The organism is Salinicoccus cyprini (assembly GCF_007713705.1).
Lineage (GTDB): Bacteria > Bacillota > Bacilli > Staphylococcales > Salinicoccaceae > Salinicoccus > Salinicoccus cyprini.
The window spans coordinates 992,516-1,018,916 of record NZ_VMSJ01000001.1; the positions used below are offsets into that span (position 1 = coordinate 992,516).

At 48.6% G+C, this 26,401-nt stretch carries 26 protein-coding genes, 2 tRNA genes and 1 pseudogene; 1 reads left to right on the forward strand and 28 read right to left on the reverse strand.

The annotated features are described in order from the left end of the window. Positions 1 to 29 precede the first annotated feature (29 nt). The 20 genes and pseudogenes from FO441_RS04935 to FO441_RS05030 all read right to left on the reverse strand — a co-directional run bounded on the left by FO441_RS04935 (position 30) and on the right by FO441_RS05030 (position 18,588). On the reverse strand, positions 30 to 560 hold the full coding sequence (locus FO441_RS04935) for a cytochrome c (RefSeq protein ID WP_145286613.1): 531 nt from the start codon (positions 558 to 560) through the stop codon (positions 30 to 32). Positions 561 to 633: 73 nt separating this feature from the next. Next, entirely contained in the window at positions 634 to 1,923 is a 1,290-nt protein-coding gene (gene hemL / locus FO441_RS04940) for a glutamate-1-semialdehyde 2,1-aminomutase (RefSeq protein WP_145287374.1), read from the reverse strand. After that, positions 1,923 to 2,903, reverse strand: a complete 981-nt coding sequence (gene hemB / locus FO441_RS04945; protein ID WP_145286616.1) for a porphobilinogen synthase — start codon at positions 2,901 to 2,903, stop codon at positions 1,923 to 1,925. The genes hemL and hemB overlap by 1 nt, the downstream gene beginning before the upstream one ends. Position 2,904: 1 nt before the next feature. After that, positions 2,905 to 3,606: a uroporphyrinogen-III synthase gene (locus FO441_RS04950; RefSeq protein WP_145286619.1), complete on the reverse strand. Its 702-nt coding sequence runs from the start codon at positions 3,604 to 3,606 to the stop codon at positions 2,905 to 2,907. Then, a complete protein-coding gene (hemC, locus tag FO441_RS04955; RefSeq protein ID WP_145286622.1) occupies positions 3,593 to 4,516 on the reverse strand; it encodes a hydroxymethylbilane synthase in 924 nt (307 codons plus the stop codon). The genes FO441_RS04950 and hemC overlap by 14 nt, the downstream gene beginning before the upstream one ends. A gap of 12 nt (positions 4,517 to 4,528) precedes the next feature. Beyond that, positions 4,529 to 5,353 (reverse strand): cytochrome c biogenesis protein CcsA, encoded by an 825-nt coding sequence (ccsA, locus tag FO441_RS04960; RefSeq protein ID WP_145286625.1) that lies wholly within the window; start codon positions 5,351 to 5,353, stop codon positions 4,529 to 4,531. 12 nt (positions 5,354 to 5,365) lie between these two features. After that, positions 5,366 to 6,712 carry a glutamyl-tRNA reductase gene (hemA, locus tag FO441_RS04965; RefSeq protein ID WP_145286628.1) on the reverse strand — a complete coding sequence of 449 codons (1,347 nt, stop codon included), beginning with the start codon at positions 6,710 to 6,712 and terminating at the stop codon, positions 5,366 to 5,368. A gap of 137 nt (positions 6,713 to 6,849) precedes the next feature. Further along, positions 6,850 to 7,437 carry a ribosome biogenesis GTP-binding protein YihA/YsxC gene (gene yihA / locus FO441_RS04970; RefSeq protein WP_145286631.1) on the reverse strand — a complete coding sequence of 196 codons (588 nt, stop codon included), beginning with the start codon at positions 7,435 to 7,437 and terminating at the stop codon, positions 6,850 to 6,852. A gap of 57 nt (positions 7,438 to 7,494) precedes the next feature. Then, a complete protein-coding gene (clpX, locus tag FO441_RS04975; protein WP_145286634.1) occupies positions 7,495 to 8,751 on the reverse strand; it encodes an ATP-dependent Clp protease ATP-binding subunit ClpX in 1,257 nt (418 codons plus the stop codon). Positions 8,752 to 8,886: 135 nt separating this feature from the next. Continuing rightward, positions 8,887 to 10,170 (reverse strand): trigger factor, encoded by a 1,284-nt coding sequence (gene tig, locus FO441_RS04980; RefSeq protein WP_145286637.1) that lies wholly within the window; start codon positions 10,168 to 10,170, stop codon positions 8,887 to 8,889. A gap of 93 nt (positions 10,171 to 10,263) precedes the next feature. Further along, positions 10,264 to 11,211, reverse strand: a complete 948-nt coding sequence (locus tag FO441_RS04985) for a hypothetical protein (RefSeq protein ID WP_186365464.1) — start codon at positions 11,209 to 11,211, stop codon at positions 10,264 to 10,266. Beyond that, complete coding sequence (locus FO441_RS04990) at positions 11,201 to 11,818, reverse strand: NUDIX domain-containing protein (protein ID WP_145286643.1); 618 nt, start codon at positions 11,816 to 11,818, stop codon at positions 11,201 to 11,203. Before FO441_RS04990 ends, FO441_RS04985 begins: the two co-directional genes overlap by 11 nt. Positions 11,819 to 11,902: 84 nt before the next feature. Continuing rightward, a pseudogene (locus FO441_RS04995) lies at positions 11,903 to 12,124 on the reverse strand (type II toxin-antitoxin system HicB family antitoxin); the annotation flags it as partial. 167 nt (positions 12,125 to 12,291) lie between these two features. Then, the gene (locus tag FO441_RS05000; protein WP_145286646.1) at positions 12,292 to 14,709 is read right to left on the reverse strand and encodes a molybdopterin-dependent oxidoreductase; all 2,418 of its coding nucleotides are present in this window, start codon (positions 14,707 to 14,709) and stop codon (positions 12,292 to 12,294) included. Continuing rightward, the gene (locus FO441_RS05005) at positions 14,709 to 15,152 is read right to left on the reverse strand and encodes a hypothetical protein (protein WP_145286649.1); all 444 of its coding nucleotides are present in this window, start codon (positions 15,150 to 15,152) and stop codon (positions 14,709 to 14,711) included. Before FO441_RS05005 ends, FO441_RS05000 begins: the two co-directional genes overlap by 1 nt. 598 nt (positions 15,153 to 15,750) lie before the next feature. Then, the gene (locus tag FO441_RS05010; protein ID WP_145286651.1) at positions 15,751 to 17,121 is read right to left on the reverse strand and encodes a thermonuclease family protein; all 1,371 of its coding nucleotides are present in this window, start codon (positions 17,119 to 17,121) and stop codon (positions 15,751 to 15,753) included. A gap of 209 nt (positions 17,122 to 17,330) precedes the next feature. Next, positions 17,331 to 17,404 (reverse strand) — tRNA-Arg (locus FO441_RS05015). Positions 17,405 to 17,453: 49 nt separating this feature from the next. After that, positions 17,454 to 17,527: transfer RNA gene (locus FO441_RS05020), tRNA-Arg, on the reverse strand. A 106-nt stretch (positions 17,528 to 17,633) separates the two neighbouring features. Beyond that, positions 17,634 to 18,176, reverse strand: a complete 543-nt coding sequence (locus FO441_RS05025) for a GNAT family N-acetyltransferase (RefSeq protein WP_145286654.1) — start codon at positions 18,174 to 18,176, stop codon at positions 17,634 to 17,636. 40 nt (positions 18,177 to 18,216) lie between these two features. Continuing rightward, positions 18,217 to 18,588: a thiol-disulfide oxidoreductase DCC family protein gene (locus tag FO441_RS05030; RefSeq protein WP_145286656.1), complete on the reverse strand. Its 372-nt coding sequence runs from the start codon at positions 18,586 to 18,588 to the stop codon at positions 18,217 to 18,219. Between the two features lie 47 nt (positions 18,589 to 18,635). On the opposite strand from FO441_RS05030, the gene FO441_RS05035 reads away from it, so the two are divergent. After that, the gene (locus FO441_RS05035; protein ID WP_145286659.1) at positions 18,636 to 18,869 is read left to right on the forward strand and encodes a hypothetical protein; all 234 of its coding nucleotides are present in this window, start codon (positions 18,636 to 18,638) and stop codon (positions 18,867 to 18,869) included. 17 nt (positions 18,870 to 18,886) lie between these two features. Here FO441_RS05035 and FO441_RS05040 read toward each other — a convergent pair whose 3' ends face one another. The 8 genes from FO441_RS05040 to uvrC form a co-directional block, all read right to left on the reverse strand. After that, positions 18,887 to 19,375, reverse strand: coding sequence for a YfcE family phosphodiesterase (locus FO441_RS05040; protein ID WP_145286662.1), 489 nt, complete (start codon positions 19,373 to 19,375; stop codon positions 18,887 to 18,889). Positions 19,376 to 19,380: 5 nt separating this feature from the next. Beyond that, entirely contained in the window at positions 19,381 to 19,983 is a 603-nt protein-coding gene (rdgB, locus tag FO441_RS05045; RefSeq protein WP_145286664.1) for an RdgB/HAM1 family non-canonical purine NTP pyrophosphatase, read from the reverse strand. Continuing rightward, the gene (gene racE / locus FO441_RS05050) at positions 19,952 to 20,791 is read right to left on the reverse strand and encodes a glutamate racemase (protein WP_145287377.1); all 840 of its coding nucleotides are present in this window, start codon (positions 20,789 to 20,791) and stop codon (positions 19,952 to 19,954) included. The genes rdgB and racE overlap by 32 nt, the downstream gene beginning before the upstream one ends. Continuing rightward, positions 20,784 to 21,227 carry a MarR family winged helix-turn-helix transcriptional regulator gene (locus FO441_RS05055; protein WP_145286667.1) on the reverse strand — a complete coding sequence of 148 codons (444 nt, stop codon included), beginning with the start codon at positions 21,225 to 21,227 and terminating at the stop codon, positions 20,784 to 20,786. Before FO441_RS05055 ends, racE begins: the two co-directional genes overlap by 8 nt. Positions 21,228 to 21,314: 87 nt before the next feature. Next, positions 21,315 to 22,079 carry a succinate dehydrogenase iron-sulfur subunit gene (sdhB, locus tag FO441_RS05060; RefSeq protein ID WP_145286670.1) on the reverse strand — a complete coding sequence of 255 codons (765 nt, stop codon included), beginning with the start codon at positions 22,077 to 22,079 and terminating at the stop codon, positions 21,315 to 21,317. Beyond that, positions 22,080 to 23,849 carry a succinate dehydrogenase flavoprotein subunit gene (sdhA, locus tag FO441_RS05065; RefSeq protein ID WP_145286673.1) on the reverse strand — a complete coding sequence of 590 codons (1,770 nt, stop codon included), beginning with the start codon at positions 23,847 to 23,849 and terminating at the stop codon, positions 22,080 to 22,082. It lies immediately after the preceding gene. A 15-nt stretch (positions 23,850 to 23,864) separates the two neighbouring features. After that, a complete protein-coding gene (locus tag FO441_RS05070; protein ID WP_145286676.1) occupies positions 23,865 to 24,476 on the reverse strand; it encodes a succinate dehydrogenase cytochrome b558 subunit in 612 nt (203 codons plus the stop codon). 129 nt (positions 24,477 to 24,605) lie between these two features. Continuing rightward, the gene (gene uvrC / locus FO441_RS05075) at positions 24,606 to 26,375 is read right to left on the reverse strand and encodes an excinuclease ABC subunit UvrC (protein WP_145286679.1); all 1,770 of its coding nucleotides are present in this window, start codon (positions 26,373 to 26,375) and stop codon (positions 24,606 to 24,608) included. Between the last annotated feature and the right edge of the window lie 26 nt (positions 26,376 to 26,401).

Below are 26,401 nucleotides of genomic sequence, written 5' to 3' on the forward strand. Positions count from 1 at the left end.
AGACTGCAGCGGGGTTAGTGTACATCATACTAGTTGGAGCTTTCTTCTTCTGTGGATTCTTCCTCAGTGGATTCCTCTGAGCCTCCACCTTTTTCAGTCGATTCCTCAGTGGATTCTTCGGACGCGCCACCTTCTTCTGCCTCTCCGCCATCTGCGCCGTCCGGCTGGGCATCGTCACTGCCTGAGTTGATATCCGCTTCTTCCTGATCGGCGCTACTGCCTTCCTCTTCAGTAGAACCTTCTTCGGTCGAATCCTCCTCGGTCAGTCCTTCGTCCAATGCTTCAGTCTCGCCTCCGGAACCATCTGATTCCTCGCCGGATGAAGTGGACGTGGAACCGCCCTCTTCTCCCTGACCGCCACTTACCTGCTGGATGATGAGCGGTACAATCAGCAGAACGAGAATGATGGGAATGATCCAGACAAGCGGATTCTTCTTGCTGATTTTCTTCTGCTCGATCATTTCTCTGTTCTGACCTTCGATGTAGACTTTATCTTCTTCTCTCTTGCCCTTGATGTTGCTGTCGTTGTGGGTTAATCGCTTATCTTTGTCATTCGCCATTCAAACTACCTCCAATTATCTGTTATCTTCAATTATACACTTTATTCTGTGAAAATAAACCGTATTTGGCAAGCTACCGCTGTACAGCACGCTCCAGTGCTTTTTCAAAAGCATCGACTGTCTTCTGGATGTCCGCTTCAGTGTGGCTCGTCGACAGGAACATGCCTTCAAACTGGGAAGGTGGCAGATAGACGCCTTCTTTGAGCAGTTCCTGATACAGGTGTTTGAACAGTTCAAGATCGCTTGTATTTGCACTGTCGAAATCCACGACCGGTCCTTCCGTCAGGAAGAATCCGATCATCGAACCGGCACGGTTCACTGTGATCGGCTGCCCTTTCTTTGCAAAGATGTCCTTCAGGCCGACTTCGAGCATATCACCGAGCTTGTTGAAGTGGTCATAGCTCTCAGGTGTCAACTGTCTGAGCGTCTCAAGCCCGGCTGTCATCGCCAGCGGATTACCGGATAGTGTCCCCGCCTGGTAGATGTCGCCGACAGGTGCGATATACTCCATGATGTCACGTCTGCCGCCGTAGGCACCGACAGGCAGGCCGCCACCAATCACCTTGCCGAGGCAGGTAAGATCAGGTGTGATGCCGTAATGGCCCTGTGCACAGTTGTAGCCGACACGGAATCCGGTCATGACTTCATCGAAGATGAGCAGTGTGCCGCTTTTCTCCGTAATGTCACGTACGAATTGAAGATAGCCTTCACGCGGCGGGACGACCCCCATATTGCCGGCAACAGGCTCCATGATCACTGCAGCAATATCGTCACCGAATTTGTCGAAAGCCTCGGTCAGGCTCTCTTCGTCATTGTAGGGTACTGTGATGGTATTTGCAGCTGTACCTTCAGGTACACCTGGAGAATCCGGAAGTCCAAGTGTCGCCACACCACTGCCGGCTTTGATCAGTAGGGAGTCGCTGTGGCCGTGATAGCATCCTTCGAATTTCAGAATCTTGTTCCTTCCGGTGAATCCGCGCGCAAGACGCAGTGCGGCCAGTGTCGCTTCCGTGCCGGAAGAGACCATGCGGATCATTTCCACAGAAGGCACACGTTCGATGACGAGTTCCGCCAGTTCATTTTCAAGCTCTGTCGGGGCACCGAAGCTTGTCCCCTTCTGTGCGACTGCAGTCAGTGCATTGACCACCCTGTCATCACTATGGCCGAGGATCAGAGGGCCGAAGCTCAAAACATAGTCGATATATGAATTGCCATCGACATCATACGTTCTCGACCCTTTGGCACGGTCGATGAATACCGGAGTCATATCGACGGATTTGAATGCTCTGACTGGGCTGTTGACACCCCCAGGCATGAGTGTTTTTGCTCTTTTATAGAGTGCTTCTGATTTTTCGTACATGATCATTCCATCCCTTCATCAAGCATTCTGCATATATCTTTTGCAAAATAAGTGATAATCATATTCGCACCTGCACGTTTCATGGAAACCATCTGCTCCATGATGACAGCTTCATCCAGCAGTCCCATGTCGACAGCCGTGCGTGTCATCGCATATTCCCCGCTGACATTGTAGGCGACGACAGGTACATTCGTTTCATTTCTGACATCCCGGATGATATCGAGATACGACAGCGCCGGTTTGACGATCATCATATCACAGCCCTCTTCAAGGTCGCTTGCAAGCTCACGCTGTGCTTCGAGACGGTTCGCCGGATCCATCTGGTACGTCCTGCGGTCACCGAATGATGGCGTCGAATCCGCCGCGTCCCGGAATGGACCATAGAATTTCGATGCATACTTGATGCCGTAGCTCATGATCGGAATATGGCTGAAGCCATTATCGTCGAGCCCTTTTCTGATTTCGGCAACAAAGCCATCCATCATATTGCTCGGCGCGATGATGTCCGCCCCTGCCTTCGCCTGGGAGACTGCCGTCCTGACCAGCAGTGGCAGCGAGCTGTCATTGTCGACATCCTGTGTATCCGGATCGATGAGGCCGCAGTGGCCGTGGTCCGTATATTCGCACAGGCATGTATCGAGAATGACCAGGATTTCCGGGTACAGTTTCTTTGAGATTCTGCACGCTTCCTGGACGACGCCGTGGTCGTGGTAGGCACCGCAGCCTTCCGGGTCTTTTTCATCCGGTATGCCGAAAAAGATGACCGATTTGATACCTTTGGCCTTCACTTCTTCCAGCTCCTCATGAAGACGGTTCAGGGAAATCTGAAAAACGCCCTTCATGGATGGCACTTCCTTTTTTATATCGTCGGATTCCACAACAAAAATCGGATAGATGAGGTCATCCTTTGTGACTTTCGTCTCCCTGACCATATCCCTCATGAATTCTGTTCTTCTAAGACGCCGATGTCTCTCGAAATTCATCTTAAACTCCTCCATCTATTCTATCTTCAAGCAGTTCTACCATTTCTTCCAATGTTTCCTTCCCGGGCTGTATGGACGCTACGCCATACAATCCGAGTGCATCTGCAGTCACCTGTCCGATGGCAACTACGGTAATATTCCCAAGATCTTGGGGAGTGAACCATTTCATGAATGCCTTGACTCCGGAAGGACTTGAAAATGTAATGCCGTACGGAGATTGTGCGAGCAGTGCCTGGATTTCTTCACGATACGCCTCATTGGCCACCGGCCGATACAGATCGAGCCGCTCCACAGCACACCCTGCCGCCACAAGATGGTCATGCAGCAGCGGGCGGGCCTCTCTACTTGCCGGGTACAATATGCGCGTACCGTGCCAGGCAGGAAAGTCTGCAAGGAACCCCTCCTGAGAGTAGTCCCCGGGCTCAAAATCAATTTTCAGCCCCTCCTGCTCAAGACGCTCACTCGTCTTTCTGCCGATCGTCGCCACCCTATCGAATTGGGCTTTCTTCATATGAGGCAGGAAATGCTGTACTGCATTGCGGCTCGTCAGAACCAGCCAATCATAATGGCACCGGAACACCGTCTCATCAAAAGGGAGCGCCTCTGTCGTGATGAGCGGCGTGTGGACAAGTGACAATACACTTGAATCCCTTTCGAATGCCCTGCTCTGGGTCATGATGACGATAGGTCTATAGTGTTTCATTGATGCGATCGATGATGTCCTTTGCGCCGATGCGCTCCATTTCATCTGCAACCAGATTGCCGAGTGCTTTCGGATCCTGATGGGATTTCTTTACGATGTACTGCTCGCTGCCATCTTCAGGCATGATCAGTCCGGTAAGGTAGAGTTCCCCATCTTCATAAGTGGCATATCCGCCGATCGGCACCTGGCAGCTGCCGTCCATGCGTCTCAGGAAAGTCCGCTCTGCTGTCGTGCAGGTTGCATCATCATCCGAGTGCACCGTTTTCAGCATGTCGATCAGTTCCTTGTCGTCAGAGCGGCATTCTATGCCGAGCGCGCCCTGTGCAATTGCCGGGATGAAGGACTCGGGATCAAAGTATTCTGCAACAATATCGTCGGACCAGCCCATGCGCTTCAGTCCTGCTGCGGCAAGAACAATTGCATCGTATTCTCCGGATTCCATCTTCTTGATGCGGGTGTCAATGTTGCCGCGCACCCATTTCACTTCCACGTCGTCACGCATCGCAAGAAGCTGTGCACTGCGCCTCAGGCTGCTCGTACCGATGACACTGCCGGCAGGCAGATCCTTGAAGGCCACATTGCCATTCGACAGGAAAGCATCCCGCTTGTCTTCACGTTCAGGCACGCAGGCGATGGTGAATTCCGGATCCAGCGCACTTGGGACATCCTTCAGGCTATGGATGGCCATATCGATCTCCTTATTGGCAAGCGCCTGTTCAATCTCTTTTACAAACAGCCCTTTGCCGCCGACTTTGGAGAGCTGCACATCGACAATCCTGTCCCCTTTTGTGACAATCTCCTTGATGTCGATCTCAACGTCGGGGAATTGTGCTTTCAGACTGCTGATGAACTGCTTGGACTGGGTCATCGCCAGATCGCTGCGTCTTGAACCTACGGTAAATTTTCTCATATTACTTCTCCTTTAGTAGCTCCAGAAATGAAAACTGGAAAGTTGTGTGATGAATAGGTAGTTCAGCATGCAGATGATGAAGATCACGATGTTGAACCAGGCGAAACGGTAGATGCTGCGTTTTATTTTCAGATGGACGAACAGTGCTGTATACAGCAGAATGACGAACAGTGTGCCGAGCACTTTGAAGTCCTTGAATATTTCGACGCCGTATATATACATGCCCCACTGGATGCCGAGGAAAATGCTGATCAGCATGGAGAACACACCAAGTATCAGTGTACGGATCATCGTCTTTTTGGCCGTCTCTATGCTGAAGAGTGAAAAGAACACGCGGTTGAAACGCTTCTTTTTCAGGTTATCATACTGGATGATATATATCACGGCATGCATCACCGAGATGAAATAGAGTACATAGGCAATCAGCGCAAGTACAATATGGATGATCAGCAGCTCGTTCATGATCGCCGACACTTCCGTCACCCTGTCGTAGGAGACTGGTGCAAATGTATAGACGGAGAAGAGTACAAATGCACAGAACACATAGAGTGCAAATGCAATCTCCGAATCGCTCCACCGGTAATGGATCAGCCCCGTAATGATGACGAGGGTCGAGAAGACATATATGCCCTCGAAAGTCGTCTGTATTGGAATGCGGCCCAGCGCCACACCGATATACATGAAAGTGGCGACCTGGAGCACTGCTGCAATGATGACAAGATAAAAGGAAACCTTTCTGGCAAGCCGATTCCTGAAAAACAGATCGTAGCTTAGCACAGAAAGGCTCAAAAAGTATAATAGTAGAATAAATTCATGACTGCGGAACATCATATCCATATGGTTTCCACCCTATTCGATTGCCAGCTCCTGCTTTCGTGCCGACAGTTTCTCCTGCTGTTTGGCTTTCTCCTGCTGCTTGACTGCATCGACTTCCTCTTCAATGCCGAAGAGCTGCATTATTTCGTCGAGTTTTTCACCGGCTTTTCTGTCTCCGGAAATTTCTTTAGTATAGATGATCGGATCCTTCAGCATCTGGTTGATGATGCTCTTCATATGCTTGGAGACGATTGTGCGCTCACGCTCCGTCATTTCCGGCATCTTTCTTTCAACACTCTGGAATGTCTCTTCATGGATGGACAGTGCTTTCGAACGCAGCGCCTGGATGACCGGTACGACACCGAGCATATTGACCCATTCTGTAAACTTGTCCATGCTCTCTGCAATCATACCTTCAATCTTGGCTGCCTCTTCCTGTCTGGTCGACAGGTTGGCATCGACGAGTCCCTGCAGATCATCGACATTGTACATGTAGACGCTGTCCATTCTGCCTATTGACGGATCGATGTCACGTGGCAGTGCGATGTCCATCATGATCAGCGGCTTGCCATTGCGTTTTGCCATCGCCACATCCATCACTTCTTCTGTAATGAGGTAGTTGCGTGACGCTGTACTGGATATGACGATATCCGTATCCGCAATTTCTGCTTCCAGCTGGTCCATGGACGCACTTTTCCCATTGAACTGGCCTGCAAGGCGTGCTGCATTCTCTTCAGAACGATTCAAAACCGTCACATTCCTGATTCCGTTGGAAGTCAGGTTCAAAAGCGACTGCTCTGCCATTTCTCCAGCACCGATGACAAGCACCTTGCGGTTATCGACACGTGAAAATATCTTCTTCGCAAGCTCCACTGCAGCATAGGAGATGGAAATCGCATTCTTCGAAATATCCGTCTCATTATGTCCGCGCTTCGCTACCGTAATCGCTTCTTTGAACAATTTATTGAAGATGGTACCTGTCGTATGCTCGGTCTGCGCCGTAAAGAAGGCGTCTCTGATCTGACCGAGGATCTGGGTTTCTCCGAGAACCATCGATTCCAGACCGGATGCGACACGGTAAAGATGCTCCACCGCTTCGTCACCGACTTTGATATCCGTAATTCTTTTTACGGATGCCAGATCCAGGCTGAACCAGTCCGCAAGGAACATCTGCGAATAGTATTTGCCTGTATGCACCTGATCACTGACTACATAGACTTCCGTTCTGTTGCATGTGGACAGAAGTACCGCTTCAAGTACGCTTTTCTGTTCTCTCAATCTATGCAGCGCCGGAATGATCTCCTCATCCTGGAACGCCACTTTCTCTCTCTCTTCCACACTTGCCTTTCTGTAATTCAGACTTAATGCAATGACATGCATCCGAATTGCCCCCCACTATCCTATTATGCCTCGTCTCTGGACACTTTCAATACTCTTATTTTAACAGATTATACATTCATAATCCATGTTGTGTTCTTATTTATACTAATTATTATTAAGAACTTTTTGTGAACAAACTACACAAATTTTGAGATGGCATCCATCACTTTCGGCATATTATTCTTATCCATGGATGAGAAGGGAATAATGATATCGTCCGGGTCGAAGTCGATTGCTTCACGTACGATCTTAAGGTGCTTTTCGACTTTGCTTTTCGATATCTTGTCCATCTTTGTACATATGATGATCACCGGTATTTCAAAGTGCTTCAGGTAGTTGTACATCAGTACGTCGTCTTCCGTCGGCTTATGCCTCAGGTCGATGAGCTGGATGACAGCAGAGAGCGGTTCCCTTTCGGCCAGATAGCTCTCGATCATTCTGCCCCACTGTTCGCGTGACTTCTTGGACTGCTTGGCATAACCGTATCCCGGTACATCGACGAATATGAACTGGTCGTCCATATTGTAGAAATTGAGCGTCTGTGTCTTGCCGGGCTTCGATGAAGTCCGGGCCATGTTCCTACGGCCTGCCACAGCATTGATGAATGAGGACTTCCCTACATTGGAACGGCCGCTCAAGGCGATTTCGGAAAGTCCGGTATTCGGATACTGCTCACTGCTGACAGCCGAGATGATGATGTCTATATTATTCGGATTGATTTTCATCGCTATCTTCCTTTCAGTAAAAAGAGCTGTCCAGAAATCAGACAGCTCTTTCATATATTATGCACTTTTACGGTTCAGGTGGATCTCTTCACCATTTTCATTGAAGAGCAATGGATCTGCTTCCTCTTCAATTGTTGCTCTTGTAATCTTCACCTTACGGATCTCATCGTTCGACGGCACGTTAAACATGATGTCCACCATGCGTTCCTCGATGATGGAGCGAAGGCCACGCGCACCGGTCTTTCTTTCGATTGCAAGTTCACTGATGGCATTCAGTGCATCCGGATCAAATTCCAGTTCCACGTTATCGATTTCGAGCATTTTCTGGTACTGTTTGACGAGCGCGTTCTTCGGCTCTGTCAAAATGGAGTTCAGCGCTGTTACATCAAGCTCTTCAAGATAGCTGATGATCGGCACACGGCCGATGAACTCAGGGATGAGTCCGTAGCTCTGAAGATCATCCGGGCGGACTTTCGACATCAGTTCATCCTTGTCATTCGCCTTGCCGGATGCACCACCGAATCCGATGACCTTCTCGCCGATACGTCTCTTGATGATTTCGTCCATGCCATCGAATGCACCACCGAGAACGAAGAGGATGTTCTTCGTATCGATCTGGATGGATTCCTGGTTCGGATGCTTTCTGCCACCTTGAGGCGGTACGCTTGCTGTTGTACCTTCAAGGATCTTGAGGAGTGCCTGCTGAACACCTTCACCGGAGACATCTCTTGTGATGGAAGTATTTTCGCTCTTTCTGGCAATCTTGTCGATTTCATCGACATATATGATACCCTGCTCTGCACGTTCAACGTCGAAGTCCGCTGCCTGGATCAGACGAAGCAGGATGTTTTCGACATCGTCACCGACGTAGCCCGCTTCAGTCAGGCTTGTTGCATCCGCAATTGCGAAAGGCACGTTCAATGTTCTTGCCAATGTCTGCGCGAGAAGTGTTTTACCACTACCTGTCGGACCGATCAGAGCAATGTTGCTTTTGGAGATTTCCACGCCATCTTCCTGGTTCTGGTTGATACGCTTGTAGTGGTTGTAGACTGCTACACTAAGCGCACGCTTGGCATTTTCCTGCCCGATGACATAGTCATTCAGCGCATCCAGGATTTCCTGTGGCTTCGGAATTTCCGTAAAGACCTGTGTCTTTTCGGATTTCAGTTCTTCTTCGATGATTTCATGGCAGAGCTCGATACATTCGTTACAGATATAGACACCGCTGCCAGCGATCAATTTCTTCACCTGTTCCTGATCCTTACCACAGAAGGAACAAGTTAGATTTGTGTCGTCTTCATTAAATTTAAACATATTCAACACCTCTTTTTTCATTCCTGTAAAATATACTAGATATCATCATCAAAATCAAATCTCCAGTTTATAATCGTTATAAACGAGGAGCTCTGCAGCATATCACCACAGAGCCCCTCGATATTGGAGTTCAGATTACTTCCGTTTTCTGTTGTCTACAAGTACATCGATCGCCTTCTGTACTTTCAGGTCTTCCTGGAGCATGGAGAGGTCGCCGAGTGTGGATTTGATGTCTTCCACGCTGATGCCGAACTGCCCACTCATCTTTTCGAGTTCCTTGTCGACATCTTCGTCTGCCACTTCGATATTCTCATCGATTGCGATCTGCTTGAGAACGAGGTTTGTGCGTACTCGTTTTGATGCGTCGTCCTTCATCTGCTCACGCAGTGCATTTTCATCCTGACCGGACAGTTGCTGGTACATTTCCATGTTGATGCCCTGCTGGGATAGACGCTGTTCAAATTCCTGAAGCATTCTGTCTGTTTCAGTTTTGATCATTGCATCCGGTACATCGATTTCAGCATTGTCGGAAGCCTGCTCGATGAGCTGTTCCTTCATTGTAACATCCGCTTCGTTCTCTTTTGCTTCCTTGAGGTCTTTTTCAAGCTTTTCTTTCAGTGCGTCTACGGAATCAACGTCCTGATCGAGTTCTTTTACGAGATCTTCGTCAAGTTCAGGAACCTCTTTGGATTTGATGCTGTTGACTTTGACTTTGAAAGTCGCTTCTTTACCCGCAAGCTCCTCGGCGTGATACTCTTCAGGGAAAGTGACCTTGATGTCTTTTTCCTCTTCGATGTTCATGCCGACAACCTGCTCTTCGAAACCTGGGATGAAGTTGCCGGAGCCGATTTCAAGCTCATAGCCTTCAGCCTGTCCGCCTTCGAACTGCTCATCACCAAGATAGCCATCGAAGTCGAGGTTCACAAGGTCGCCCTCTTCAACACTGCCCTCTTCCTTCACTACCATGTCGGCGTGTGATTCAAGCAGGCTGTCGATTTCCTTCTGAACGTCTTCTTCAGTTACTTCAGTGTCCAGTTCTTCTGCTTCAAGACCTTTGTATTCGCCGAGTTTGACTTCAGGCTCAACAGTCACTTTCGCAGTGAAGATGAGGTCTTTGCCTTTTTCCATCTGCTCGATATCAACTTCCGGCTGGTCGACCGGGTTGATGTCAGCTTCAGTCACTGCTTCTGTGTATGCTTTAGGAAGCAGGATATCAAGTGCATCCTGATAAAGTGATTCTACACCGAAACGCTTTTCGAACATCTGGCGCGGTACTTTACCTTTTCTGAATCCAGGAATGCTGACTTCTTTAGATACTTTTGCGAATGCTTCGTTCAGGGCGCCATCTACTTCCTTGGCTGGTACTGTTACTGTCAGTACTCCTTCGTTACCCTCTTGTTTTTCCCACTTTTGAGACATAATCTAATTCCTCCGTAAATACGTAATTTCAATTAACCAATATAGTATAACATATCACTTTTTTATATCCAACATTTGATTTCCGCGACAATGCTACATCATCGACCCTTCGACCTTGCGGATCCACTCGATTACCGATGCATCCGCTTCAAAGTCATGGTCCAGATTGAGCATGCTGAACAGTTCGCTCATATAGCCAAGATACAGCGTTTCATCATCAAATGGCGGGAAGATCGGATAGCAGTGGACCGCGTGCGACATCAGCATGCCCTCTGCCGCTTCTCTGAATTCAGGCATCCGGTTCTCCACCTCGTCCATAACAAGCGGCCTTACACCGCTGAGCAGCGGACTCTCTTCAAGTGTCGGCAGTTCGGCCGGCACCACTTCAAGCTGCGCATCCATCTTTTCAGCAACTACCGGTTGCCGGTCCTCAATGGTTCTCAGATAAAGCAGCATGAAAGTGAGGCATGTGTAATCCATCTCAGTGTTCATTTCTCCACGTACCAGATCCCTATGCCTGATATCCTCATTCTCAATGAGACCTCTGAGAAGTTCAATTTTCTCAAAGGATTGCATTGCCCTGTAAGCTTCAGAAGAGACAACAGGCTTCTCAACCTCCGGCGCATGCAGCCCCTCCATCTTTTCATCCATCGCACGCTTCGCCTCATGCCTGAATGCAGCGACATCAATCCGGAAACGCTGTGGAATATCCTCCTCCATGAGGTGGTCCGAGAACTCGATCACTTCAAAGTAGCGCTCCTGCTTGAGCAGCGACTTCAAAAGATGGTGCATGTGGACGTCGTAATTACCGGCACCCTCATTCATCTGCAGCAGTGCATACTCCATCACTTCATCGTGCCTGTCCTCATAGGACAGCGCTTCGTAGAACTTTTCCATGAAGGAGATCTCCGGTACCTGCTGATCGGAGTACATCCTGAATTTACTGATGAAACTGGCATAATCGCCATTGCGGTAGTCAAGATCCAGATCCCGCTCCATCTTCTGCAGAAACCTGCGGTGTGAGACGACCTTATCTTTCATAGGCATCCCTGATGATCAGTTCACTCCATGATTCATAAGGCGACCTTTCAGAGAGCTGACCATCTTTCTCCCAGATCAGTTCGAGCGTATCCTCTTCGTGGGACGCCACATCATTCTCATCGACCGTCACCTTGAACACCACACCGATATGGACCTTTCCAACTTCGTTGTCGTCATCATTGATCAAACCGACGATTTCGATGTCCTCGAGCTGCTCCTGGGAGAGGCCGACCTCTTCGGACAGTTCCCTCGCCGCATTGATGTAGAGCTTCTCTTCGATATTTGATGCTTCCGGCACATCATTCATATGACCACCGACACCGATCGACAGCATGCCATGCAGACGTGCCTCGCCGCCACCCGCCAGACGTTTGTATACGAGTGTCTTGCCATTATCGGATGAAATGATGACATAGCCGACCAGCTGCTTATACGAAGGATCCTCCTCCATGTCACCCCGGCGTTTGACTTCGAACTCGGAAAAAGTCGAAAGAATACTTTCATACCTTCTATCATTCATACCGACAAAACCATGGAAGGCATCTGCCTCATTATTAAAAAGAACATCCCTCGGTACTACGAGAATAGGTTCATCAAATTTACTCATGCGTATTCTCCTTTTTATAAATTCATTACAAGTTTATAGAAGGGAGCGGAGTTTGTAAAATGAAAAAGAGACAGCAAAGGGTAATTACTGACTCGATCTGATCAGATTGGTATCCACCTCAATCAGCTGCAGCTGTTCATCTCGTTTCAAGCTTGGTGATAGATCATGATGTTCGGAAGGACGAGGTATATCGTCGCCATCATCTTCCATGACAAGCAAATGACCTTCCAGGGCATCCTGTGCCATGAATATTGCATCTTCAATTCCCTCACCGAAAGTGATTGCACCTGGCAAATCCGGAAACTTTACATTATAGGCATTCTATTCTTTTTCCAGTACAGCATAGAAATGATACTTCATATTAATCGCTCCTTAACTCCCTATCAATATAAAAAACTGAAACTCTGCAGTTATATTAGTTGCAGAGTTCCAGAACAATAATCTGACTATATAACATTTTTGACGGAGCCGTTTCATCGCTGCGGTATATACGGCTGGATTGGTGTGTTGATTACGGATGCCGGCACTTCGATTGTCGTTCCCATCTCTATTTCATAAGGTGCGGACAGATTGTTGGCTGCTCTTAGTTCTTTTGCTGTCATGCCATAGTGTGAGGCGATCTCTTCCAGGGATTCGTCCGCTTTCACCTCGTGCGCATTCCTTATCTTCTCGATTTTGCACGCTGACTGCTTGTAGGTCGGCTGCTTCGAGATCGGGTCGACGAAGTCGTTGGTCAGGTTGTTCGCAGATTCCTTCTTCTCCAGGTTGCCGAAGTGGAAAGGTACAAACAGCAGTCCTTTCTGAACTGTCTCGCCAATCCGGGCGGGCACTTCTATTTCACCGCGCGGAGAGGAGATGCGGATCACTTCACCCTGGACGATTCCAAGTTCCCTGGCGTCTTCCGTATGAATCTCGACATAGTTGTTCGGCGCTGCCATATGTAGCATCGGCGCGCGTGCCGTCTTGGTTCTTGTATGCCAGTGCCACACGGAACGGCCTGTTGTCAGCCACATCGGATACTGGTCATTCGGCTGCTCGAACGGTGGCAGATGATAGGTTTCGTGAAGTATCGCCCTGCCTTCCGCTCCGATTTCCTGGAATTCCTCTTTCGACAGTGCGCGACCGGTAAACTGGTCCTTGCCGAATACTTGGACATCATCCACTTTTGTATGGAACTTGAAGTCGGAATAGAGTCTCGGTGTCCCTGTAGATTTCTCATCCGGTACAGGCCAGCGCATGCCGTTCAATTTTTCCAGACGTTCATAGGTGATACCCGTCATATCACATGGACGTCCCTTTGTTATGCCTTTGAATTCTTCAAAGCATTCTTCAGGCGTCGAATAGTCGACTAGCGGCTGTCCGTCCCTATCCTTGAATTCCATCCGCCTTGCAAAGTCCACCAGTATTTCAAAATCAGAGCGTACACCTTCTGGTGGCTCTGCTGCCTTCCTGGAAATGGTGACAGTGCGATCGGCATTTTCCATCGTCCCTTCCTTTTCACCCCACATGGCGACAGGAAGAATGACATCAGCGACTGCCGACGTTTCTGTCAGGAATGGGTCCTGTACGACGACAAATACATTGTCGAGTGCTTTCTTGATACGATTGCGATTCGGAAGCGAAACGAGAGGGTTCGTCCCGATATTCCAGAAGAAGCCGACTTCCTCCTTTTCAATATGGGTGATGATTTCCTCAATCCCTTTTTCCGGTCCGGCAGGGAGTGAATCCTGATCCACATTCCACAGTTGTGCCATTTCCTTCATGTGGACAGGATTGGTCGGATTCCGGTGCGCCGGATAAGTACCGACGCCACCTGCAGTACGGTTAGCGGATGAGCTTGGCTGCCCGGCTGTATGGAGCGGACCACAGCCCGGCTTGCCGATCAGACCCCGGATCAGATGGAAGTTGTTGATGGCAACACAGGCTTTTGTCGCCTCTGCGCTCTGGAAAGCACCCTGAAGTGTTGTGGAAACGAGTGAAGGCGTATCACACATCACTCTATAGAATTCCTTGAGCTGGTCTTCCGGTATGCCGGTGCTCTCGGACGTCTTCTCGAGTGTCCAGCCTTTGACTGATTCCTTCATCTTCTCGTACCCGACTGTATGTGCCTGGACAAAGTCCTTGTCTACCTTGTCCTGCTCGATCAGTTCATTGATCAGGCCGTTCATCAGTGGCAGGTTTGACCCTGGTTTCAGCTGCAGGTGCAAATCCGCTTCCCTTGCCGTCAGTGTCTTTCGCGGATCCACCGCAATGATGTATGGTTTTCCCGTTCTTACTTTACGTTCCATGATGCGTTCAAAAAGTACCGTCCCGGACTCCGCGACATTGTGGCCGAACAACATTAACGTATCCGCTTCATCGATATCGTCGAAGGAAGCCGGTGTACCGTCAGCCCCGAATGACTGCAGCAGCGCAAACTCGACCGTCGCAGTACATAGCCTCGTATTCGCATCCAGCAGGTGGGTCTGCAGTCCAGCCCTGCCCACTTTGGCGATCGTATAATAGTCTTCAAAGAACCCCTGCCCTGTGGAATAGATGCTGACACTGTTCCTGCCCTTCTCTTCAAGTGACTGCTTCGCCTTGTCCACGACCAGCTGCATCGCATCCTCCCAGCTCGCAGGCTCAAGTTCGCCGGACGCATTTCGAATCATAGGCGTCTTGAGACGATCCGGGGCATTATTGGCATGCCACTGGTTTTCACCCTTCGGTCCCAGTCTGCCCCGGTTGATCGGGTCATCACCATTCCCTTTTACACCTACAACCTTGTCATCCTTTACAGCAACATAGAGACCACAGCCGACCGAGCAGAGCCCGCAGGTACTGTATACCCATTTGTCCACTTCACCCTGGCTATACACATTCTGATCGATACGTTCATTTTTAAATGTCATCAGTTAACCCTCTCTTCCGGTAAGTAGAATGTCGGTATGAAATATTTCGTTGTCGACTCTCCATATTCTTCGTCCAACTTAGCCGCAATCTCGATCAGATCATCCTGCATTTCGTCCAGTCTTTCCTCCAATGATTTCATCAGCTCTTCTGAAGGCGTGTCATCTTTGTAGCCGATCCATCCCGTCGCACGTTTCCACTCCGCAAAATAAGGGTTCACTTTCTGGTTCGCATGGAACAGGGCAGAACAGTTGGTCTTGATATCCTTAAGCTCGGTTTTCCCTTCCTCGAATTCCTCTATAAGCCTATCCAGCATGTATTCCTGTTCTTCAAGACACTTACGAAGCAGCACGACCAGTGGGTGCTCGAACGGTTCAATGTCATCAAGAACCTTCCGATTATCTTTTTGGATGTCCGCAAATAGTTCCTCAAATTGATAACTCATCAGCCACGTCCCCTTTCCACAGTTTACTAGAAGATTCCCTCCATCTGAAAAGGCCAAACACTCCTTTGTATATACGAAGAAAGCTTCATGTGCCTTTCTTATTATCAAAGCGCCTGCAGTACATGAATTATTTCAATATGCTACCTGAAATAACGTGATACTCCAAAGGTATTCAATGTTTTCAAGTCTGTACATATATATATAAAAATATAATTTCATTAAGCATGTAAGCACCCATAAGCAGGTGAGCAATCTGAATTGTGAGCTGAAGGTTGATCCATGGCTCTTTATGCTTGATCAATGTTATTATATGAAGAACTTTTTACCGTGTTATAACTGTGTCAATAATCAAATCAACTGATCACCAGTAATTCTGGTGGTCATTTTTTTATGTATGGGGATCGGTTGGAATTATAAAAGATGGAACCTTCTAAGACACATCGTTTATAGGGTCCCATAAGTCAAGCAAGAAATTGATAGTAGAAATTCGTACATTATGGATAGTTTTGTGTGGATTAAAGTAGTACATTAGCAAACAAAAGTATTTTTCATAAAATGTCCACCCTACTTTATAAATAGGGTGGACGTTTATTATATTCTATTCACATGCATATCCATCTTTATCTCTATCCATCTTGCCTTGATATGCAGCATGTCCCTGGGCGACGCCATCTGGATACACCGTCTTAAGCTCAGTACAATTCTGGAAAAATTCAGTTGTTTGAGCAGGTTCGCTTGTTGCCGGCTCTGATGTCGCTGGTTCACTTGTGGCCGGTTCGCTTGTCGGTTCCGGTTCTTCGCTATTGAAGCCTTCCCCATCAGTGTTTACATAACCCGGTATGGACCATACACCAATCTGCTGATCTTTTGCTTTCTGTTCCGCTGCACGGAATTCTGACAGGTACCTTTGCTGCTCGTAGATGTATCCGACGCGTGCCAGACCTTCTTCGAGAAGTACCTCATGGACACTTGCATCATCTGCATACAGATACACAAGCTGTCTGTCATAATGGTCTGTCTTTGCTCCATCATCGTACTCGATGTATAGCTGATCTGCAGCATTCAGTAATTGTGTCAGCCGATCGGAAGCATCATGGCCATAGGGTTGAACTGGCTTGTTCGGGTGTACCGTTTCAGGCGTATCAATTAGAAGCAGTCTGAGTTTCAGTTCATTACCCTCATCATCAAGTACGTTCACTGTATCCCCATCAACAATCCTGTATAGGCTGACTGGGATAAGTCCTTCTTTTGGCGCAGCTTCTTTCTTCGCTTCTTCTTCAGCCTTCGCCGCTGCTGCCTTCTCTTCTTCGATCGACTTCTCTTTTGCAGCTTCCGCTTTTTCTATCGATTCTTCCTTGGCTTTGGCAGCTTCAATCGACTCTTCTTTCTCTTTTTCCTTCTTGGCTGCCTCTATGGACTCTTCTTTCTTCTTGGCTGCTTCGATGGATGCCTCTTTTTCTTCAGCTTCCTTAGCGGCTTTTTCTTCTGCTGCTTTTTTCTCTGCAGCATCCTTTTCTTCTTCTGTTGTCTCTTCTGTCGCTTCTTCAGTCAGCTCTTCACTTTCCTCATCCGCCAAAGCAGTCTGATTGGCAGGCTCTTCAACCTCATTTGGAACCAAAGCAAACATGAAGAACAATGCAAAACCTGTCGCAAACGCAATGCCTGCTCTCCTGAAATGCCTGCGGGAATTTTGCTTTTTAAACTTGGATTCCAAGCCTAAAGCAAGGAATACAAACATTACGATGGATACGAAGATCCACAGCACCAATGCCACGCCTGCGAGAGTAACGCCACTGCTCACCAGCCCCAGGAGAATGACAAGCAGACAGGTCGCTATGAAGGAATAAAGCGATGCTTTCCATGTACTATGATATGCCTCCCCTTTGTTTTCCTGGATGAATCCAAGCACGAATAGAGCGATGGTTGTAACCACACCTAAAAATATTAAAAATCCTACAATAGTTCCCACTGCTTCCCCTCCAATATATGCAATTTACATCATTTTACACCATTTAAAGCAAATTTGACATGGTTTTCTGATAATTTTACCAAATATAAGGAACTATTCTAAATTTAATTCTCTCGCTATGATTAACATTTCATCAATCTTTGAAGAAAAATAAAAACCCCGCAACCTTATGGTTGCAGAGTTTCAAAAAGCTACTTCTTAAGTTTTTACGTCCCAGGAGGGAGTCGAACCCCCGACCTACAGCTTAGGAGGCTGTCGCTCTATCCTGCTGAGCTACTGGGACATGATATGATGATAAAAAAATGAACCCCGTATATGGGGTTCTTTATAAACGTCCTGGGAGGGATTCGAACCCCCGACCGATAGCTTAGAAGGCTATTGCTCTATCCGGCTGAGCTACCAGGACCAATCGAACAAATACAATTATAATCAATTTTGAGGGTAAAAGTCAAACGTCTATTGAAAATTAATGATGTTTTATTACACCTGGGAGGTATAAGATTTTAAAACCTTCATCCTTTATATTCCCTTTTGAGCTGACGATACATGATGCAGTCGTGGAAATGGTCATACAGGAACTCGTAATCGGCGAGTATGCCTTCTTCCACGAACCCCAATTTCTCGGGCAGTGCACGGCTTCTATAGTTGTATACGCCGCATATGATTTCAATGCGATTGAGTTTCAGGGTATCGAAACCATAGGACACGAGATGGCTGATTGAACGGCTAGCAATGCCCTTCCCCTGGGCACTCTTGGTGAGCCAGTATCCGATCTGACCCCGGCTGCTCAGTGAAACAATTTCATTGTAACCGCACATGCCGACGAATTCGCCTTTATGGAATATGCCGAGCTGCAGACCTGTCCCATTATCGATGATCTCCTGCCAAGCCTTGATGATTTCAATGTAATCCTCAGCGCTTTTCATGTAGTCGACCCATGGCAGCCATTTTCTGAGATGACTGCGGTTCTGATCCACTGCATCATAGACGATTTCATAATCTTTCTGCTGTATTGCTTTCAGTTCAATTTCTGCATCGACTTTAATGATCACCATAACACTTTCCTTCTATATGATTGTTGTTGAACTCGAATACTCATGATGGGCTGTTGGAACTGATGATTTTCTTTCTGACTTCATTGTCGATGGTGCACGACATCTTTTCGTTCAGGCGATATCGATTTCTGGCAACGAAACGGTACAGTGCGTTGCGCCAGCATACCGGAATGACCTTCAGCCCCCGAATGGCTCTGACTCTTGTGGTATCTGCCAGAACTTCGATGATGGCATCGGAATGCAGATACATATCATCCGAGTAGTAGACGACAGAATCGATATGCGCAGGGATGATGCCGTCGAGTGATTTTATGGATGCGAAACGCAGTATGCCCTTACGGTCGAGCCGGGTGATGATTTTTGCGAATCGGTTGCAGATGATGCAATCGTCATCGAAATAAAGTATATTCATAATTGATCCTCCTGGATTATGGCCTGCACGAAAGGAGCAGCATACATATGAAAAGCCCTGTCAAAGTTTACTTGGCGACCTATTTCACCATTCTCTCCATACTCTACCTGAGCATCCGGTACACGACATTCGAAATGCGGCCTGCCATATTCATCGTTGCATCCATCCTGCTGATCGGCTCGACTGCGGCTGTCATGCGATCCCGGGATGGGCGCGGCATGATGGCGTGGACCATCCTGTGCCTTACAGCCGTCATGCTGCTGACTTTTCTAATAAAATAGACCAGGTGCACCCTGGTCTACAGTGTATCCAAATCGACTTCCCGCAGTACTTTATGATCCCGACCGAGGAAAGTGACAACATTGCTTGAAGTGTCGAGCACTGCATAGGACTCCACCAGTTCACCTTTGGAGTTGGAGATGCTGCCTGGGTTGATGCAGTAGATGTCCCCGACCTTCTCGGCCTTGGCCACATGGGAATGGCCATAGAATGCATACTTGGCATTGTACTCACGGGCACGGTCGGCAAGTACTTCACGGTTGTTCTTGATGTCATAGTAATGACCATGTGTATAGAAAGCCTGTGCTTCCTCACTATAGCCTTCAACCGGATAGCGGCTGTCATTGTCGACGTTGCCTGTCACACGTTCGAAGTGTGCCATTTCAGTGTCGTCATAGCTGAGCTCACTATCACCGAGGTGGATGTTCAGATCCCCGGCATTCCTGCCGAATGCTTCATAGCCTATGCCATGTTCGCCGTGGTTGTCGCTCACAATCAATATCTTCATTTCTGTCACCCCTCATTATATCGTATGAGTACGTTAAAGACTTCCTTATCCTCCATCAGACGATCGAGTGCATTTCTTCTATGACTTATTTCCCCTTTTTCTTCGGTACTAATCATGCCGAGCAGCCTGCCATCTTCTGTTCTGAATAGAGGATCGTAGCCAAAACCATGTTCGCCCTTGGGTGACTCGAGTACTTCGCCATGCAGTTCACCGATATATGTCCTTGTCTCCATACCCGGGATGGCGAGTGCGATAGCACTTGTAAAATGGGCCCGGCGGTCACTCACTCCCTCAAGTGCAGAGAGCAGTTTTCTGTTATTATCTTCATCTGTCGCATCCGTTCCTGCATATCGGGCAGAGTAGACGCCGGGCGCACCATCCAGTGCATCGACGGATAGACCGGAATCATCGCTCACAACCGGCATATCGAGTGCTTCGGCAGCGGCTTCGGCTTTCAGCCTCGCATTGCCGGCGAACGTGTCTTCCGTCTCTTCGACTGAAAAGTCAGGCAGAATCTCCTTGATGCCGATAATATCATGATTCGGGAAGATTGCTTTGAAATCATTGATCTTTCCTTTATTGCCGCTGGCGACTACGATTTTCACCATACTGTTCCTCCTTCAGCTCAACTTGCTCCAGACTGTATTCGATGAAAGGCATCCAGTCTTTCAGTATATATTCGAACCGGTTGGTTTTTCCATTCACTATCATCAGATGCTCTGGTTTCGACTGGGGAGATGCATGCTGCCTGAGCATTGTCAGCATCGCACTGACCTCACGTGCAGTCTCATATCCGGAGTCGATCACTTTTTTCCTGCCATAGAAATAGTCTCTGATCTCATCAGCCAGCAGCGGATAGTGAGTACATCCGAGGATGACTGTATCGGCCTTCGTATCTGCAAGATGCTTCAGCGTCTGGTGCAGTACAACACGTACCACCACCTTGTCCTTGTATCTCAGCTCTTCTACAAGCGGAACGAACTTGGGACATGCGGTACTCTGTATTTTGAACCGGTGGTTGATCTGATGGATCGCTTTCGGATAGGCATTGGAAGCGACCGTACCTTCAGTAGCCAGCACGATGACATCCTGGTTCGAACTGCTCTGTATGGCACTACGTGCGCCAGGATTGATGACACCGATGACGGGTATATCATATCTCTTCTCAAGAATATGCAGTGCGGCTGCTGTTGCCGTATTGCAGGCGACCACCAGCATCTTGATGCCCCGGCTGACAAGATGGTCGGCAACCTGCAGCGTAAAGCGTGTGACTTCCTCCATGGAGCGGCTGCCGTAGGGACACCGGTCGAGATCTCCGAAATAGACGATCGATTCATCCGGCAACTGCCGCATGATCTCCTTGGCAACCGTCAGTCCACCGACGCCTGAATCCATGACACCGATCGGCCTATTCATCGCTTCTTTTTTCACTTTCATGCAGTATCGATTCCAGAATGCCGGGCAGCATGTCACGCTCTTTTGGGGACAGATGGTCCGTTATTTCAGATATGTATGAAACACGCTTTGCGATGACTTCCTTGATGATCTGAAGCCCCTTGTCCTTCATCAGTACAAGCACGATACGCTTGTCCTTCTCGTACTTCTGTCTTTCTACAAAACCGCCGTTCTCCAGCTTATCGACGATATCCGTCGTCGTGGAGTGCGCCAGATCGAGCCTGTTCGACAGCTCGCCGATTGTAATGCCGACCTTGTCATCCACCCACTGCAGGGCCACGAACTGCAAAGGGGACAGTTCGTATTTCTTAAGGATCTCCCGGCCATGACTTTTTACATGTGCCGATATGTACCGTATTGATTTTTCTATGGATATGATGGATTCTCTATCGCTCATTGACCCCAGTCCTTCTCGATTATTTCCTCTATTATAACGTAATTGAAAACAAAAAAATAGGAAGAGCAGCGCTCTTCCCATTACAGTCTATTCCACTTCGTGGTCGCTTCCGAAGAAGGACTTGAACATATGGAAACTTGTTTCCCTCTGCATTGCAGCAATGGAAGTTGTCAAAGGGATGCCTTTCGGGCACGCTTTGACACAGTTCTGAGCCATACCGCATTCGGCGACACCACCTTCGCCCATCAATGCATCCAGTCTTTCATTCTTGTTCATGCTGCCTGTCGGATGCAGGTTGAACAGTCTGACCTGACTGATTGGTGCTGCACCCATGAACTTGGAACTGTCGTTGACGTTCGGACACACTTCAAGGCATACACCGCACGTCATGCATTTTGACAGTTCGTATGCTGTCTGGCGCTTCTTCTCAGGCATGCGCGGTCCAGGACCCAGGTCATACGTACCATCGATCGGCACCCATGCCTTCACACGCTTCAGGCTGTCGAACATGAATGAACGGTCGACCTGAAGGTCTTTCACAATCGGGAAAGTGGACATCGGTTCGAGCTTCACCGGCTGGTCAAGCTGGTCGATCAGTGCAGTACACGACTGGCGTGCACTGCCGTTGATGACCATGGAACAGGCACCACAGACCTCCTCGAGACAGTTCATGTCCCAGGTTACAGGTGTCGTCCTCTCACCTTTTGTATTGACTGGATTCCTCTGGATCTCCATCAGTGCGCTGATGACATTCATGTTCTCACGGTAAGGGACTTCGAATTCTTCCCAGTACGGTTTTGCATCTGTATGTTCCTGACGCTTTATGTTGAACTTTATCATTTTCTCACTCATCTATTTCTTAGCACTCCCTTCAGCCTTTTTCGAGTAATCTCTTTTACGAGGCGGGATAAGGCTTATATCGACATCTTCGTATTCGAAACGCGGTGCTTCGAGTGGACCTTCAAAATATGCTTTTGTCGTCTTGAGCCATTCTTCATCATTCCGTTCAGGGAAATCAGGTTTGTAGTGTGCACCACGGGATTCGTTCCTGTTATAGGCACCGATTGTGATGACACGTGCAAGCACAAGCATATTCCATAGCTGGCGTGTAAAGAATGCAGCCTGGTTGCTCCACTTTTTAGTATCATTGATGTTTATCCGCTTGTAGCGGTCCATGAGTTCGACAATGCGCTTGTCTGTTTCGAGCAGCTTGTCATTGTGGCGGACTACTGTAACATTGTCCGTCATCAGTTCGCCAAGCTCCTTGTGGATGACGTAAGCGTTCTCATCTCCGTCCATGTTCATTATACCATCAAACTTCTCCTGCTCGGCCTTTACATGCCTGTCGTAGACGGAATCGTCCAGATCCTCATAAGTGGAATCAAGACCTTTGACATACTGGATTGCATTCGGTCCAGCGACCATGCCGCCGTAGATTGCAGACAGCAGGGAGTTCGCTCCGAGCCTGTTGCCGCCGTGCTGGGAATAGTCGCACTCCCCTGCAGCAAACAGCCCGGGAATATTCGTCATCTGATCATAATCCACATACAGGCCGCCCATTGAATAGTGGACTGCCGGGAAAATCTTCATCGGCACCTTGCGTGGATCGTCACCAGTGAACTTCTCATAGATTTCGATGATGCCGCCGAGTTTTACGTCAAGCTCATGCGGATCCTTATGGGAAAGGTCGAGGTACACCATGTTCTCTCCATTGATACCGAGCTTCTGGTTGACGCACACGTCGAATATTTCGCGTGTGGCGATATCACGCGGTACGAGGTTTCCGTAGTCCGGATATTTCTCTTCGAGGAAGTACCATGGCTTGCCGTCTTTATATGTCCAGATACGTCCGCCTTCTCCACGCGCCGATTCACTCATCAGTCTGAGCTTGTCGTCGCCCGGTATCGCTGTCGGGTGGATCTGGATGAACTCTCCATTTGCGTAGATTGCGCCCTGCTGGTATACAACAGATGCTGCAGATCCTGTATTGATCATGGAATTGGTGGATTTCCCGAAGATGATGCCAGGGCCGCCTGTCGCCATGATGACCGCATCCGACTTGAACGTCTGGATGTCGGCACTTGTAATCTCCTGCGCTGTAATTCCGCGTGCACGGCCCTCGTCATCGAGTACTGCACCGAGGAATTCCCATCCTTCGAACTTTCTTACCAGACCATCCACTTCATAGCTTCTGACCTGCTCATCCAATGCATACAGAAGCTGCTGTCCTGTCGTTGCACCGGCGAATGCCGTTCTATGGTGCAGTGTGCCGCCGAATCGTCTGAAGTCGAGCAGACCTTCAGCTGTCCGGTTGAACATGACACCCATGCGGTCGAGCAGGTGGATGATCTGTGGTGCCGCTTCGGTCATTGCCTTGACCGGCGGCTGGTTGGCCAGAAAGTCCCCACCGTATACCGTGTCATCAAAGTGGATTGCTGGAGAATCGCCCTCACCTTTAGTGTTGACCGCTCCGTTTATTCCACCTTGCGCACATACGGAGTGGGACCGTTTTACCGGCACAATCGAGAACAGGTCCACCTCAGCACCTGCCTCAGCTGCTTTTATCGTTGCCATCAGTCCGGCGAGTCCGCCACCGACAACGATGATTTTATCATTAGCCATTCTGTCCACTCCTTATTAGATAAATGCCAAAATTGCCTGTATACCGATGAAGCTCACTACGACGAAGATGACGCCGGATACATAGCTCATTATGCGCTGTGATCTGTCGGACTGAGTAAAGCCCCATGTCACCATGAATGACCATAGGCCATTCGCGAAGTGGTATACCGTCGCGATGATGCCGATGATGTAGAATACCAGCCATGCCGGGTTTGAAACAATCTGATGGACCATGTCAAAATCCACTTCTGTTCCAAAGAACACCTGTACCCGCGTCTGGTAGACGTGGATGGCGATGAATATGAAAGCAATTACACCGCTGACTCTCTGCAAAAGAAACATCCAGTTTCTGAATGTACTGTATGTACCCACATTATATCTCGCAGTGAAAGCAATATAGATGCCGTATATACCATGAAATAGAATCGGGATATAGATTACAAATATCTCCAGAAATAGTACAAAAGGCAGGCTGCCCATGATTCCGGCGGCAAAGTTGAACGCCTCTTCACTGCGGGTTGCAGTGTGGTTGACCAGCAGGTGCTGAATAAGAAAAACCCCTAGTGGTATGACTCCAAGTAAAGAATGAAGACGTCTGATTGCAAAGCTTGAATCTTTTTTCGACACTCGAATTCCCCCCTAACTCTCCAATGAAATAAGTTTACACAAGAACCATTTTACTCCCAAGGTATACATAAATCAAGGCGACCCGGTAGGTTATGCTAAAAAATATTGAGAAAATTCAAGCGCGTGATATCAGGCGTTAAGCGCTTCCAGTATCCGTTTCGCGATTGGAGCCGGGATGCCGATTTCCGTAAAGTCCTCAACCTGCTTTTCGCTCATTCTTTTTATCGATCCGAAATGGGTCAGCAGCTTCTGTTTGCGCTTTGGCCCCACTCCTTCGATATTATCCAACCTCGATGTGACGGATGTCTTGCGGCGGGTGTTCCTATGGAAGCTGATGGCAAACCTGTGGACTTCATCCTGTATCCGCTGGAGCAGATAGAATTCCTGGGAATTCTTCTTCAAAGGGACGATCGCTGCCTGGTCCCCGTACAGCAGTTCAGCAGTCTTGTGCTTGTCGTTCTTCGCAAGTCCTGCAACGGGTATATCCAGTGACAGTTCGTCCAGCAGGACGGACTTGACCGTATTCATATGGCCGACTCCACCATCCACAATGATCATATCGGGCAGAGGCAGCCCCTCTTTCCGCACACGTGTATATCTGCGTCTGACCGCTTCCGCCATCGAAGCATAGTCATCCGGCTGGGTGACCGTCCGGATCTTGTACTTGCGGTAGTCCTTCTTGCTCGGCTTCCCGTCGACGAAAGATACCATGACGCTGACCGGGTCGACCCCCTGGATGTTCGAGTTGTCGAATGCCTCTATGCGGACCGGTGTCTCGATGTTGAGTGCTTCACCGAGGCGCTCGATGGCACCGACGGTGCGCGCCTCATCCTTTTCGATCATTTCAAATTTGTTCTCAAGGGCGATTTCGGCATTTTTAGTTGCCAGATCGACCATCTCCCGCTTCTGCCCCCTTTTCGGCTGGAGCACATTGACCGGCAGGTACTCGTCGATGATTTCCTGATTGAGACCATTGGCGATATGCACTTCTTTTGGCAACAGGTTGGATTTCAGATCGTAGAACTGAGCGATATATCTGAAGAATTCCTCCTGCACATCGTCGTTGATCGGAAACATGTCCGCCTTCTTTTCGATCAGGTTGCCGTTCCTGATCAGCAATACGGATACAGCCATCCACCCTTTCGACACACTGAAACCGAAGCAGTCCCTTGCGGTGACATCCTTCGTCATCATCTTCTGCTTGTTCATCGTCGCCTCGATATGCCCGAGAAGATCCCTGTATTCCTTGGCCTTTTCAAACTCCAGGTTTTCAGATGCCACGGCCATCTTGTCCTTGAGCTCATCGACGATCTGCTTCGTTTCGCCATTCAGGAAACGGGTGATGCCATCGATCATCTCCCTGTACTGTTCGGCCTCGACGTCATAGACACAGGGGCCAAGACACTGGCCGATATGATAGTACAGACACAGTTTATCCGGCATCGTATTGCATTTGCGGAGCGGATAGATGCGGTCGAGCAGCTTCTTCGTCTCATGCGCACTGTACGCATTCGGATACGGTCCGAAATATGTACCTGTTGATGGTTTGACAGTCCTTGTGACGATCAGTTTCGGGTGCCTTTCCTTTGTGATCTTTATGAAAGGATAGCTCTTATCGTCCTTGAGCAGGATGTTGTATCTCGGATAGTGCTTCTTGATCAGATTCAGCTCGAGGAGCAGCGACTCGACTTCGGAATTGGTCACTATGAAGTCGAAATCGACAATTTCCTTGACCAGCCGCATCGTCTTCTCATCGTGCGCACCGGTAAAATAGGATCTGACCCGATTCCTCAGGTTTTTGGCCTTGCCGACATAGATGACGATACCATGCCGGTCCTTCATCAGATAGCATCCGGGTTCAGTCGGCAGTACCGACAGTTTAAGTTTAAGTTCTTCCATAGCGATCCCTCTACATTTATATTATA